We start from the raw sequence: 14830 nt of genomic DNA, 5'->3' as shown, positions 1-14830 counted from the left end.
TATTCCCACAAGTCTCGAGGTTTCATTTTACTATCCATAATAATTATTTTAGATTAGTATTCTTTTGTTTGTTTTGGCGATTTTTTAAAATGAAGAACACAATAAACACTATATATATTAATTGAGCTACTATTGATTCAATATTAGGATAAAATCCAATAAAACCAATTGTAGGTAAACCTTCAATACCATGCTGTGGAAGAGTGCCTAACAATTGAAGTTTTTGAATACTTACACCAAGCATTTTGAAAGCCATAATAAATATTAGAATAGAAAGTACTCTAAAGATGTAATAAATTGGAATAAGTTTCACTATGAATCTAAATAATAATGCGAAGATAATTAAAATTACAATCGCTAAAGCAATACCAATAACGAAATCCATTGATGTAATACTACCTATCATACCCATGTAGAAAATAATCACTTCTACACCTTCACGTAAAACAGAAATTAATCCAATTGTACCTAACAATACTAGATTGCCATTACTAATCGCATTTTGATACATATTTTGAATCATATCATTCCAACGCTTAGCACTTGATCGTCTATGCATCCAAATACCAACGATATACATTAGAACCACTGCAATTATTCCTAGTGTTGCTTCCATTCCTTCTCGTAGTAATCCATTATTGCCTAGCGTTTGTATGAATACAACTGCTAATGTAATACTTAGTATTAAACCTAATATTGAACCACCGATAACACTAGCTGTACCTTTATTATCTTTAACCTTACGTGTCATTGTAGTTAATGTCATAATGACTAACAATACCTCTAAACCTTCACGTAAAAAGATAATCATAACATCTACAAATGTATAACCATCTTGACCTACAGTGTCTTTGATATCATTATTGATGTCATTTAATCCGTCTTTAACGCGATCTTTGTTACTTTGGTCTAAAATACTTTGATAATACGGTATTTTATCTTCAATTGTAGTATATAATGAACCGTTTTTTGTTTGAATTTTCCCTTCAACATAAGGCCAAATTTGAACAAATTTAGATAACGCCGCATCAGTTTGATCTAAATTATTATCTTCTATTCCTTTAATCGCCTTATCTAACTCGTCATTTAATTGAGTTACTTTATATTTTCCATTATCTGAGCTGGATTGTTTTTGATCGACCGTATCAATACTTGATTTAAACGTCGTCCACGCATTGTCAACTTTCTTAGTATCTAATGGTTCTTTTTGGATAGCAACACGTAGTTGCATTAAGTTAACTTCAATTTGTCCGTATTTACCTTCGTCATAATTTCTTATAGCAGTTTCATGAGTCGTCCAAATTTGATTTAAACTATTATTTATAGATTGTAATTCTGACTCGTTTTTACTTTTTATTGCTTTTTTTATAGAGTCATCTTTCGCATCAACTTGTTGCTTCAATGTTTTAATTTCACCACTGATATCTTTTGTAGAAACTGCATCTTCATAAGCGATTAATGACTTAGTTAATTGTGATAATTTATCAGCTTTAGCATTCATTGAAGAAGCTTTATCCACCGCTTCAAGTTTTGACTTAACATCTTTACCTTCTTTATTATCTTTTATATTTAAAGATTTAACTTTCTCTTTAATGTCAGCAAGTGCACTTTGTTTTTCTTTATTACTTTTATTTTTATCTTCTATAGTTGATTTTGCATCAGTTATCGCTACATACACATCACTTATTTTGCTATCATCTGCAGCATTTACTTGATGTGCTGGGACAATTCTAATAACCGTGAGAATAAGGACTAGCACAACGACTAATTTAGTTAAATAAGGTTTCACCTATATAGCCTCCCTTTTTTACACCTGGTAACACAAGGAAGGATGCAGAACCTCGATGCGTAATATATTCATTTAACTTATCACTGTGTCCTAAATTGTTTTGAATATCAATAAATTGTTGAGTTGATTTTTGGAAACAAATAAACATTAATCCTGTTTCCAACGCACCCGTTTTGGCATTTGTTCCATCATTATAATTATATGCACGTCGCTTGATTGATGTTTTCACTTCACGTGCTAGTCGCGCATGCGCGTTTGGATCGATAACATATTGACCACTGCTATCTTTAGCGTCTAAATCTATATTGTCGAATTCTTTTTTACCGGTTAATGGTGCACCGGATGCTCGTTTACGTCCGAAAGTAGCTTCTTGCTCTTCTAATGATGTACGGTCCCATGTTTCTATATGGATTTGAATGCGTCGAATAATACAATACGTTCCATTTTTAGCCCAACCATCGTCAATGAAGACATACTTTTTAAGCTCGTCATTTTTACGAGGATTAACTGTACCATCTTTAAATGCCATTAAATTTCTAGGCGTTTCTTCTAGTTTGCCAGAGACAAAACCATTTTGAGACCATTTCATTTTAACAACATCTCTAAATGGTCGAATTAAGTTGTGAATCGCATGGAATGTTACTTGTGGATCATTTGAACACGCTTGAATCATGATATCCCCATCACTGTATTCATCATCTAATTGGTCATTAGGAAAATGTGGTAAATCTTTAAATCCAGATGGGATTTTTGATGACATACCAATCTTTTTCAAAAAAGATTTACTAATACCGTATGTCAGTGTTAATTTACTAGCACCTAATCCAATTGATTCACCAGTGTCCACAGGTGGTAACAACGCATTTTGACTATCTTTTTCAGCAGGTGCACCATCAGTCATATTTACTGACATTTGCGTCCATTTCTTAAACATGTCTTTGATTGCTTGTTTATCTTTGGTCTTTAACTCTAATGCAACGAAGTTACAATTTTTTTGTGTCGGTGTTGTAATACCTGCTTGTACACGACCATAAAACTCAAATGCATCTTTATCTTCATTCTCTGGTGTATCGAACATCGATTTAAATGAAAAAATACTGCCTGCCCCGCTAGCACCGATAACCACACCAGCGCCACCTATCCCTAGCATTTTTAGAAATGAACGACGAGATACTTGGTCGTTTTGATTATTATCTACTTTGCTCATTCTGTAACCACAGCCATTTTACTTAATGGTTCACCAAGAGAATTCACAGCATCTGATAAAGCTTTTCTATCTTCTTTAGTAACTGCACTATAATCTTTGAAGCCATCACCGTCTTTATACTTATCTAGTAGTTGGTTAACTTTGTCAAAGTTCTTTTGAATATCAGCACTTAATTTTTTATCTTTTTTATTTAACTCAGGTTTAAACAATTCGTAGATTTTTTGTGCACCTTCGATATTAGCTTTAAAATCGTATAAGTCTGTATGTGAATAAATCTCTTCTTCACCTGTAATTTTAGAAGTTGAAACTTCATTTAATAAATCAACTGATCCTTGTAACATTAATTTAGGAGTGATATCTAAAGTATCTGCTTTCGCATCTAATTCTTTAGCATCTTTTAATAATTGATCAGCATCTTTTTTTGTTGTTTCATCTATTTTATTATCTTGATAAAGTGATTTCTCAATCTTATGATAACCTGTCCATTGATCTTCTTTTTTCTCTTCTTTCATATCTGCTAAACGAGCATCAATCTTAGGATCTAAATCACCAAAAGCTTCCGCAACAGGTTCTGATCTTTCATAATACATACGTACTTTAGGATATAATTCTTTCGCTTTATCCATATCATCTGCTTTTATAGCTGCAACAAATTTTTCAGTTCCATCTAAGAATTTATCAAGTTGACCATCTGTATACTTTTCATATTCTTTAGTTGCTTTTTGTAATGATGCTTTGTTTTCCCCTTTACTACTCTGCGATTGCTTATCTTTATTACTATTATCGTCACTATGACTATTGTTGCCACAAGCCGCTAAAAGTAAAGAAGATGCTAATAAAATAGTTGGTAATTTTTTCATTATGTATTCACCTCAATATAGTTTAGAAGATTATCATTTGAAGATGAATCGTGTAATTATGTATACATTATATTTAACACCAACTTAATATCGTTGTTATGTCGTCTTTTATATTCATATAAACACTTTTATTTTTTCAATTGATAATCATTATCAAATTTATTATAGATTTAGCCCAATAAAGTGTCAATAACAATTCAAATACATTTTTAAATAAAAATTTTTTTATTTTTTGAAGCTCAGAGACTTTTAATTTACCTTTTATTTATAAGGCTTTGAAGCATACAACTGGTTTATTAAGGGTATAAAATAAGCACTAATACATTATACAAAGGAGTCACATAATATGAGTAATCAATTTAAAGCTTTTTTAGTGGATAAAAACAACGATGGAAGCGTTAATAGTGACTTTACTCAGTTAACAACTGATGATTTACCTAAAGGTGAAGTCTTAATCAAAGTTCATTATTCAGGAATTAATTATAAAGACGCATTAGCTACAACGGATAATAATCAAATCCTTAAATCTTATCCTATGGTTCCTGGTATAGATTTAGCTGGTACCGTTGTTGAATCAGAAGATCCAACAATTAATGAAGGTGAAGAAGTCATAGTAACAAGTTATGATATGGGCGTAAGTCATTATGGAGGATTTAGTGAATATGCACGTGTAAATTCAGATTGGGTAGTCAAATTGCCTGATAATATGACTTTAGAAGAAGCTATGATTTATGGTACAGCAGGCTATACAGCCGGTTTAGCTATTGAAAAATTGGAAAAAGCTGGTTTTATGACACTGGAGGGTGGCAAAGTACTTGTACGTGGCGCATCTGGTGGCGTAGGCGCATTAGCAGTGCTTATGCTTTCTAATTTAGGATATAAAGTAGTTGCTAGTACAGGAAACAAACATGCCGGTGACAAATTAGAAGCTTTAGGGGCTAATGAAATTATTGATCGTATTACAGATAATGATGAAAAGCCATTAGGTTCAAGAACTTGGCAAGCTGCCATTGACCCTATTGGAGGAAATGGAACACCTTATGTCACTAATCGTATAGATAATAATGGTGGTGTCGCGCTAATTGGCTTAACAGGTGGTGTTTCTTTTGATACAACTGTCTATCCATTTATTTTAAGAGGCGTAAGTCTAGTTGGTATAGATTCTGTATTCACACCAATGAAATTACGTGAGCGTGTTTGGAGACGTTTAGCAACTGACTTAAAATCCGACAAACTTCATGATATTAAAAAAGTCATTTCATTTTCAGAATTACCAGATGCGATCTCAACTGTTTTAAATCACGATAATTTCGGTCGTATTATTATTGATTTTGATGCATAGTTAAATCGATAAAACCACTAGGACAATCCAATCTCAATATCATAGAATGAAACAATATAAATACATGATTTTCTATGATTTCGATTTGTCCTAGTGGTTTTTATAATTAAAACACGATATACATGCCACCTGATTTTGGCTCGGTAGTCTTGAATCCAAATTTTTCGTATAGTTTGTCAGCTGGATAGTCTGCTATCAAACTAACATAAGTTCCCTTTTCAGCTATGGAATTAATATATTCCATTATTTTTTCCAAAATAACCCTACCATAACCTTGTCCTTGATAATCTGGATCAACGGCTATATCTACAATTTGAAATGTCGTTCCACCATCACCTATAACTCTGCCCATTCCAATCAATTGTTGATCTTCATAAATCGTAATATTGAAACAGCCATTTGGTAAACCGTTTCGAGCTGCAGCTACTGATTTAGGACTCATTCCTGCTTTAACTCTTAAGTCACAATACGCTTGAACCTCTGGTGGCTCATTAGAATATCTAATCATTATTTTCTATCCCCTTACTATAATCTTATATATACTGATTAATAACTTTTTTATTTGATTCTTTGAATACATCATTGTGACTTGAAACATATCCTTCTTTGTATGCATCAGGATTAATGTAAGTTTTAGCTAAGTTTGCTGCATTTCCAGCATCACTAAACGCGCTAGCAATGAGGTGTACTTTAGCATCATGATGTACGATATCCCCACAAGCAAAGATGCCAGGAATATTTGTTGTCGTGTTGCCAAAACCTTTAACACGATATTCATCGTATAAATCAAGTTTAGATGTACAGTCTTTAAGTAGTGGATTCTCATGATCAAAACCATGACTAACAACAACATCATCAAACGCTTGTGTCGTAACTTCTCCAGTCTCAATATTTTCAAGTTTTACTTCTTTAATACATTCACATTTATTGTCACCTATTAACTCTTTAATTTGTGTTTTAGGCAACAGGTTCACATTTAACGCTTTAAGTACACTTATCATTGCTTCATAGCCTTTAATGTCTGATTTTCTATAAACAAGTGTAATCGAATTTGCAATATTAGCTAAATCTCTTGCCCAATCTAAAGCAGTGTTACCCCCACCAGAAATTAGAATATCTTTTCCCTTAAATTTTGAGAAAGATTGCACAACATAATGTAAATTTGTTAACCGATAACGCTCTGCATCTTTAATTTGAAGAGGCTTAGGATTAATAATCCCTCCGCCGACAGCAAATATTACAGCTTTTGAGTCATAAATTTTTCCGCTATCTGTTTCTACTTCAAAGTGTCTTTCTTCTATTTTGCGTATATCTGTTACACGTTCGTTCAAATTAACTTTAGGGTTAAAATGTAAGCCTTGGTTAATCATATCTTTAATGATTTCATTGCAAGGTTTAGGCGCTACACCACCAATATCCCAAATAATCTTTTCTGGATAGATTTGCATCTTTCCACCTAATTTATCTTGTACGTCAATGATTCGCACAGACATTCCTCGTAAACCAGCATAGAAACTCGCAAATAATCCAGCAGGTCCACCACCAATAATAGTTACATCTTGCATTGTAAATCCTCCCAAGATTATGTCCCGTTTCGAATGATAATTATTATCATTATTTTGCCTTAATTATACTATATGTGCATATATTATTGAAGAAAATCATATTTTAATTGCAATTCTACTTTTATTAGCTAAAAAAAGACTTTTCATCAATAACACGATTGTGCTATTAAAAATGAAAAGTCTCACTTCAAATCAATTAATCTCTTGGTTCTTTGAGTGCTGCTTGTCGAATTAAGAAAAATAACAATAATAATCCTGCTAGCATTCCTGTATGACCAATACCTGCAAATCCAGCAAATGCTTCTGGAGAAAAACTTTTTCCTAATACTTGGAACGTTCCTTTCGTTACCATCATACCAATGGTTGCTATAACACTAATGTTATAAACGATGAAGAACCAGTTAAATAAATAGTAACTACTTAATTTAAATACTTTTTCTAATGGTATCAGTATTAAAAACATAAACATACCTAAAATAAGTGTATGCGTATGTACAATAGATAATTGTGTATCACCCGTAAAATGATGTGCTTTTGTCAATTCTCTATAATAGAATCCGCTGAAAAGTCCCAAGATCATATAGACCAAAAATGCATATAGTAATCGTCGCATAAACAATGCCTCCCTCACATTATTATTATAATTTATTATCATCAACTTTACAGTGACAATATTTGTAATATTGAGTCACTTGTTAATAAATAGAATTATGAGAGTGAGGTACTTTAACTGAGTCAAACTTAATATACAATTCAACTCAGTTAAATAAGTTATGCCTATTTACAAAGAGACTTGGTCCTAGCCTCACTCGTAATATTATTTATTTCTTGAATGTTTAAATAATGCGACTAATGATAATATAATTGCGATGATTGATACGATCCATAAAGCAATTGAACCGCTTGAAGAAGTTTGTTCACTAGCAGTATCTTTTGATTCTTCATCTTTTACATCTACTGCATTAGCATTCTTTTTAACTTCTAACGTAGGCGCTGGGTGTTCGCTATTTTCTTTTCCAGTCCATTTAACTTTATCATCGTTATCATAGGTTTGAATTGCTTTAAATGCATACTTGCCTTCATCTTTAGGGCTGGCTACAACAATTGGAAAATCCATAAATTCATCTGGCCCAATGCCTTTACCTTTAGCAGTCCAAATAATTTTAGTAATGTTACCTTTTTTATCTTTATCTAATTTATACTTATAGCCCTCTACTGGTTGTATATTAACAACTTGAACTTCTTTTGGAACTTCTAATTCTACTTTTTCAGTATGATCTTTTTGTTCTACAGGAACCCTAACATCTACTTTTTCATAAGATTCTGGGTCAACTGCTTTTGGGTTTAAAGTAACATGCGCATCTGCTACTTTAAAGAAACTTAATGTAAAAAAGAGTATGAAACTTGTAGCTAATAATTTTTTTATCATCTTTTTTCTCCTTCTATGGAATACTGATTTGGCTCATAATTACTCCGACTAAAATAAGTAATATACCAATTAAAACTTCTATAATTAATGAAGATTTATTTACTCTATTACGTTTATTGAGTGCACGTGTTGTTTGCAATAATCCCAATAACATCATTATTAAAGTACCAAAAACTTTAAATAATAAGAATACCGTCCAAGTTTGCATATTTGTCCAAATTGACAAAATCTTCGTTTGATCAATAGACATTAATACACCTGAAATAATGATTATTGCTACCGCTGCAGCATTAACTTTAAATAATATTTCTCGCAGTAAATCTACGGCATCTTTTTTACGTGTAAATACTGAAATCAATAAATAGCTTAATGCACCTAACCATAAACTAATACCTATTAAATGTAGTGTTCTTAGTATGATAGACCATAATGGTACGCTTTGTGACCATGCATGCCCTGACATACTCATTGCTATAATCATTGCAATAGATACAATCCAGTACCATGATTTCTCCATGTTTCTTAACACGAATAAACCACTTAAAACAATTAAAGCAATGGCACTTAATATGTAAAAGAATTGTGTTATTGAACTAGGCTCAAGGGATAGTATTGCATCTAATACATCCGAAGACAATGTCATTAAATAAAGTACAAGTGACATCAAGTATGCCATCATCATTATTAAGGACACTACAATATGTCTAGGAAATACATCGAATGTAGATAGGTTATTACGTCGTGCAATACCATTTAACCAATATAGACCTACAAGAATTATAGTTGCACCTTCAGCTATGTATCTAAATAACCCAAACCAGAAATTAGGTGTTTCGTAAAATGCTGGAGATGTATCAACACCGTTAGCTGTCTTCTTACCTACTGAAAACTCAAAACGATCACTAATCTCATGACCGTCAGCAGAAACTGTATGCCATTCTAATTGCTGTGTCCCTTGTTGAACTTTATCAGTAGGAAATGTAAGTGTCTTAGAATGTCCGGTTGTTGTAGGATTAATATCCCCTACTTTATCCCCTTTATCATTATATATTGTAATACCTGAATATTCAGCGTTAACGGGTTCATTAAATGTTAACTCTAACGTATCAGGTGCTTTCGATATAACCCCATTTTGTGGTGGTGTAGTTTTTTCCAAAGTTGCATGCGCAGATGCGATATTGTGAAGTATTGGAATTAATAATAATAAAAACATCATTATCAGTGCCAAAGCTACTTTAGAACTTCGCTGTAAATTCACCATTGACGTCCTCCCATAAAATTTTGCTCATTTACTTATGATAAAATAATGCGTGCTATTTAACAATAATTATTCTAATTTGTCACTTTTTATCCAATAATAAAAGCGAGACTGAAATCGAAATTATTTCATTGCCTCGCTCACACAAATTATAAAATTATAGATTATAAACAACTTATTATTAATACTACTGACGATTTCAATTCATTTAGCCAGTATTTTTTTTGGGCTAAAATCACTATACTATGTTATTCCACTTCAATTAAAGATGCTTTATCAACTGTTAATCGATTTCTTAATGAATACACAATAAACATAGCTAAAAAGGCACAAACTGTTTCAGCTATTAATAATGACCAAATAACACCAGTTAAGCCAAATAAGCTATTTAAGACAAATAGAACAGGAATAATAACTGTTCCTTGTGCAATTGCCATAATTGTAGCCCCACGACCCTGTCCTGTAGCTTGCAACATGCCAGTAAATAAAAATCCAATACCATTTAGAAGTAATGATGTCATAGTCACTTTTAAAATAAATGTAGCTAGAACAACAATTTGAGGATCAGTACTAAATAATTGAACAATTGAATGTCCGGCTACAAGAACGACAGTCATGCAAACTGCAAATATAACAGCAATAGACACGATGACCACTTTAATGGTATCTTTCATTCTTGTTTTATTAGATACGAAATTATACGCAATTAATGGTACAACACCTTCAGAAAGTCCCATTATAATAAGTTCAGGGAATTGAACAAGTCTAAATGAGATGCCGTAACTTGCTATAGCGTAGTTACCATATGTTGCTAAGAATAAATTAACGACTAAACCAGTTACTCCCATTAGAACTACCATTAAGAAAGCAGGAATTCCGATTTTGAAAATTTCTTGCATCATCGCTTTAGTTGGTTTGGCATGTTTAACATTAAATGATAAGGTTTCATTTTTTCTTGAAAAGTAAATAATGAAAAATAACGCCGCAATAGCATTTGAAATTGCAGTACCTAATGCTGCACCTACAACATCTAAGTGCAAACCAAAAATTAAAATAGGATCCAAAATGATGTTGATACCAACACTTGAAAGCATTCCTATCATAGAAATAATTGGCTTCCCAATGGCTCTAGCAAACTGCTCTAAAACGAAAAATAGAATAACGAACGGTGTACTTAAGAATTCAATTTTCAAATAATCACTCGTATAGTTTAACGTTTCACCACTTGCACCTAGAATACTAGCTATTTGATCTGTAAAAGGTAAAGTTATAACAGCAATAATAAGTCCCAATACTAAACTACTTTATATTGAAAAACTACTTACATAATGACTTTTAATGTAGTCCTTCGCACCTAGCAATCTAGAAATATAAGTTCCACCACCAACACCGAATAAATTACCAAACGCCATCAATACTGCAAATATAGGTAATGTTAAAGAAATTGCTGAAATCATATGACTATTATCTAGGAAACCAATAAAATATATATTTAAGATTCCGTAAATAACACTGAGTAGTGATCCTATCATCATCGGTAATGAGAAATGCATCATCGCTTTAAATATTGATGATTCCTCAAAGTAAAATAATTGTTCGTCTTTCATTTCCATAATCTCCTTTATGTTAGATGTCTAATAATTAGATATATAACTATTCGTTTAAAAATTTTGCTAGCTGAATTTCACAACTTGGTTTAAATTATAGCTAGCCATAATTATTACTTTTCTGTCTTAATATTATTCAACATTCGTTCAAATAAGTCCTTAAGTTGTTGCTTCTCACTCTCATTAAAATCTTTAACAAGAATAGCTTCTATATCATCGAAGATACATACAAAAGATTCAACAAGTTTCATACCTTCTTGAGTTAGTTTTAAATTTTTACGTCTGGAGTCGTCAGGATCAACCATTCTATAAATAAGTCCTTTATTTTCTAAACCCTTCAATGTTGAACTTACTGTTGATCCCTTTCTTTTAAATGTCTTCAATAATTCATTTTGTGTAATGCCTCGATCTTTGTGCCTGTACATGTAACCTAACGTATGACTTTGTTCTTGTGTAACGTTGTACTCATCTAGTTTACGGTCAGCATAATGTTTCATCTCATGCGCTAACATTCTGACTAAATATTGATACGTTGCATCCATGATCTCACTCCATTTCGTTAGATGTCTAACGAATATAATACTCCGATTTTAACAATAGTCAAACGATATATTAAAGTTTAAATATTCAGATTAATTATATTGAAATAAAACCCCCGATTTAATAGCAATCTGCTAAATCGAGGGCTAGATTTAAACTCTTATGATGGAATTTCAGTACGTTTATTACTATGTTTTCTCACAATAGCTGCAGTTAAACTTGAAATTGCGCCAAATATAATAAAGCCAATCATCATCCATATAGTGGCATTCATTTCAATATGACTACCCATGTAGATAATTTCTCTAAGCGTATTTGTATAGTGTGTAAATGGATCAAAGTCATAAACCCAACCTTGATAGCCTTTAGGAAGCATTTGTTTTGGTAATGTTACCAATTGCATACTAAAGAACATTAAAATAACAAAGATAGGAATTGCTTTCATTCCTAACCACACCATAATACCTAGAATTAATCCAATGAATCCAAGTATAGAAATAGCTAAGAATAATGCTACTCTATTAGTGTTATTGAAATCAAATCCTAACACGCCATGCATGAAGTATACATAAGCGAAACTTCCGGCAAATGCTGTAATAACAGCTAATAACATTTGTCCAAATGACGCAATAATTCTATGTTGAATTTTAAAGTTATTACTTGTTCTGAAAGCAAAGAATAATAATACTGATGCCACAAGTGATCCCATCCATACTGGCATAAACATTAAGAACGGTGCGTTACCGCCTCCTTGGTGGTCTTTCACTTTATGAACTTCTTGATTATCAACTTTAACAGGATTTGTAATGCCTTTAATATCTGACGCACTCACTTTAACGTCTTGCTTTTCTAATGTGCTAAGACTTTGAGAAGTAATTTGTTTATTTAAATTATCACCCATTCCATCAAGTACGTTACCAGTAATGGTAGCTGCTTGCATACTTGCACCTTTATTTACAATAGTTTTAAATGTCGCTTGTTTTACATCAACTTTTTGATTGCCCATTTTTTCTGCATTTGTTGAACAGCTGCGGCTGGAATTTCGCCTGATTCAACTTTTTCTTTCATTTCTGCTTTTTTACTATCCATTACTACTTTTTGTGTTTTACTCATTGCATTTTTTGAAAAGTCTTTGTTAAAAATAGCTACCCCATAGTATTTTTCATCTTTAAGACCTTTTTTAATATCTGATTCTTTATCAACTTTAACCCACTTAACAGTATCAGAATCACTATCCATTAATTTATCTTCAATTTTTTTCCCGATATTTACTTTATTACCTTGAATGTCTACACCTTTATCATTGTTTACAACGGCTATTGGCAATTGTTTTGGTTTTGGATTAAACGCTGGATAAAAAGCCAAAGAGAATATAACTGATAATAATATCACTGCAATAGGTGCAAGCCATAATAGTTTGCTTTTAAAAATATTCATAAAATCTAACCTCCTAAAATTTATTGAACAATGTGTTGAATATTTAATACCTTGTGAATTATAATGAGATAGTCAAAAATAAACAATAATCAATTATTCAAATACCGTACGTTATTGAACAGATTGTACATTTTTGTCTATTTATTATTAGGAGGTCGATAGTCGATGAAAGAAGATAGGAGAATAAGAAAAACAAAATCAGCTATTAAACGTGCATTTACAGATCTTTTAAAAAAGAAAGACCTCGACAAAATCACTGTTCAAGATATTTCAAATCAAGCAGATATTAATCGTGGTACATTTTATTTACATTATAAAGATAAATACATGTTATTAACTGATATGGAAGATGAATGCATTTCACAAATTTGGTCATCAACTCAATTTAATCAACTCGACACTAGTACACCAGAAAATACAGCTGATGATTTTATTAATAATATTTTGACCAAAGTATTACAACATATCTCCGATAATATGGACTTTTACCATACGATTCTTCAATTAGAACGTAAAAGTAGACTTGAAGAAAAAATTCATTCCTTAATGAAAGAAAATATGCAAAAATATATTAGTATTGACCATGAGATAGATGGTATACCTGAAATGTATTTTCATAGTTATGTTACAGGTGCTACTATTTCAATCATCAAATATTGGGTACAAGACGATAGTCGTATTTCCGTAAATGATTTAACAAAACATATTTTTAATATTATTTATAATGGCCCATTACGTATTATGATTCAAAATCATTATAAACGTACCCAACCCAACTGAGACTAAATGAATATGAAAGGAATCATTAACCATGCTTACTGCATATAAACATTCAACTAACAATGACATCGTTGAAACAACTTTAGATCACTCTGCATCATGGATTAATGTTGTAGAACCAGATAGAGAAGAAATTGAACAATTGATAGAAACGTATAATTTACCTGAAGATTTTATTCGAGATCCATTAGACGCTGATGAGAGCGCACGTATTGAGTATGATGATGACACAGGCTATTCCCTTATCATTATCGACTTACCAATTGTAAGCTCTACGCACCGTCGTGTCTTATCATTCGTTACAATCCCATTAGGTATTGTTATCGGAAAAGGACTTATTTTAACTATTTGCGATGCTGAGAATGAATTCTTAGAGAATTATGCACGACAAGATGATGTTAATTTAAATTTTCATAGTCGTTTTGCGCTAGATATTTTATTAACTATTTCTAACCACTACAACAGAAATTTAAGACTTTTAAATAAATCACGAATCCGTATTGAACGTGAACTAAAAAATAATATTACTAATAAACAGCTTTACAAATTAATGGAAGTTGAAAAAAGTTTGGTATACTTTTTAGCAGCATTAAAAGGTAACGATACAATAATTAAAAAATTATTCCGTTTACCTGCTATAAAACGCTTTGAAGAAGATGAAGATTTATTGGAAGATTTAGTGATTGAAAACAACCAAGCGATTGAAACGACAGAATTATATACTGGCATTTTAGAGAGTATTACGACTTCTTATTCTTCATTATTGTCTAATGAAATGAATAATATTATGAAGACACTGACGCTATTCACAGTGTTACTCACATTACCTACACTTGTATTTAGTTTCTTCGGTATGAACGTACCGCTTCCACTCGATGAAAAAAGTTATTCATCGTGGCTCTTTATCGTAGGTATCTCACTTGTACTCGTTACAATAGTAAGTATCTTCTTATGGCGAAAACAAAAATTATAACTGCTAATTATACAAAAAGTCGACATTCTGCATAAATCAGAAT

General features: G+C 31.7%; 12 protein-coding genes and 2 pseudogenes. 3 read left to right on the top strand and 11 right to left on the bottom strand.

Annotation, left to right across the window (positions count from 1 at the left end; genetic code table 11):
- Window positions 1–43: 43 nt before the first annotated feature.
- From AC1RRU_RS02355 to efeO, 3 genes are read right to left on the bottom strand one after another with little or no spacing between them, the layout of a single operon-like run.
- On the bottom strand, window positions 44–1789 hold the full coding sequence (locus AC1RRU_RS02355) for an FTR1 family protein (RefSeq protein ID WP_011275011.1): 1746 nt from the start codon (window positions 1787–1789) through the stop codon (window positions 44–46).
- On the bottom strand, window positions 1770–2996 hold the full coding sequence (gene efeB / locus AC1RRU_RS02350; protein ID WP_016930743.1) for an iron uptake transporter deferrochelatase/peroxidase subunit: 1227 nt from the start codon (window positions 2994–2996) through the stop codon (window positions 1770–1772). Before efeB ends, AC1RRU_RS02355 begins: the two co-directional genes overlap by 20 nt.
- Window positions 2993–3856, bottom strand: a complete 864-nt coding sequence (efeO, locus tag AC1RRU_RS02345) for an iron uptake system protein EfeO (protein WP_011275009.1) — start codon at window positions 3854–3856, stop codon at window positions 2993–2995. The genes efeB and efeO overlap by 4 nt, the downstream gene beginning before the upstream one ends.
- A gap of 346 nt (window positions 3857–4202) precedes the next feature.
- On the opposite strand from efeO, the gene AC1RRU_RS02340 reads away from it, so the two are divergent.
- A complete protein-coding gene (locus tag AC1RRU_RS02340; protein WP_011275008.1) occupies window positions 4203–5198 on the top strand; it encodes an acrylyl-CoA reductase family protein in 996 nt (331 codons plus the stop codon).
- A gap of 106 nt (window positions 5199–5304) precedes the next feature.
- Here AC1RRU_RS02340 and AC1RRU_RS02335 read toward each other — a convergent pair whose 3' ends face one another.
- The 8 genes and pseudogenes from AC1RRU_RS02335 to AC1RRU_RS02300 form a co-directional block, all read right to left on the bottom strand.
- Entirely contained in the window at window positions 5305–5706 is a 402-nt protein-coding gene (locus AC1RRU_RS02335) for a GNAT family N-acetyltransferase (protein ID WP_011275007.1), read from the bottom strand.
- A 25-nt stretch (window positions 5707–5731) separates the two neighbouring features.
- Window positions 5732–6763, bottom strand: coding sequence for an NAD(P)/FAD-dependent oxidoreductase (locus AC1RRU_RS02330; protein WP_493196431.1), 1032 nt, complete (start codon window positions 6761–6763; stop codon window positions 5732–5734).
- Between the two features lie 196 nt (window positions 6764–6959).
- Window positions 6960–7376, bottom strand: a complete 417-nt coding sequence (locus AC1RRU_RS02325; RefSeq protein WP_011275005.1) for a DUF2871 domain-containing protein — start codon at window positions 7374–7376, stop codon at window positions 6960–6962.
- Window positions 7377–7580: 204 nt separating this feature from the next.
- The gene (locus AC1RRU_RS02320) at window positions 7581–8192 is read right to left on the bottom strand and encodes a YcnI family protein (protein ID WP_486564413.1); all 612 of its coding nucleotides are present in this window, start codon (window positions 8190–8192) and stop codon (window positions 7581–7583) included.
- Between the two features lie 13 nt (window positions 8193–8205).
- Window positions 8206–9453 (bottom strand): copper resistance CopC/CopD family protein, encoded by a 1248-nt coding sequence (locus AC1RRU_RS02315; RefSeq protein WP_493196430.1) that lies wholly within the window; start codon window positions 9451–9453, stop codon window positions 8206–8208.
- A 245-nt stretch (window positions 9454–9698) separates the two neighbouring features.
- Window positions 9699–11057 (bottom strand): annotated as a pseudogene (locus tag AC1RRU_RS02310) (MATE family efflux transporter).
- A 113-nt stretch (window positions 11058–11170) separates the two neighbouring features.
- On the bottom strand, window positions 11171–11599 hold the full coding sequence (locus AC1RRU_RS02305) for a MarR family winged helix-turn-helix transcriptional regulator (RefSeq protein ID WP_011275000.1): 429 nt from the start codon (window positions 11597–11599) through the stop codon (window positions 11171–11173).
- Between the two features lie 158 nt (window positions 11600–11757).
- Window positions 11758–13034: pseudogene (locus AC1RRU_RS02300) on the bottom strand (YhgE/Pip domain-containing protein).
- Between the two features lie 165 nt (window positions 13035–13199).
- Here AC1RRU_RS02300 and AC1RRU_RS02295 point away from each other — a divergent pair.
- Together AC1RRU_RS02295 and AC1RRU_RS02290 are read left to right on the top strand one after the other, a co-directional pair.
- Window positions 13200–13814 (top strand): TetR/AcrR family transcriptional regulator, encoded by a 615-nt coding sequence (locus tag AC1RRU_RS02295; protein ID WP_011274998.1) that lies wholly within the window; start codon window positions 13200–13202, stop codon window positions 13812–13814.
- A gap of 31 nt (window positions 13815–13845) precedes the next feature.
- On the top strand, window positions 13846–14787 hold the full coding sequence (locus AC1RRU_RS02290) for a magnesium transporter CorA family protein (RefSeq protein WP_011274997.1): 942 nt from the start codon (window positions 13846–13848) through the stop codon (window positions 14785–14787).
- The last annotated feature ends 43 nt before the right edge of the window (window positions 14788–14830 follow it).

The organism is Staphylococcus sp. GW821-FHT11H10, assembly GCF_058807855.1.
The sequence above is the reverse complement of the archived record's forward strand: the minus strand, read 5'-3'. Positions and strand labels throughout refer to the sequence as shown.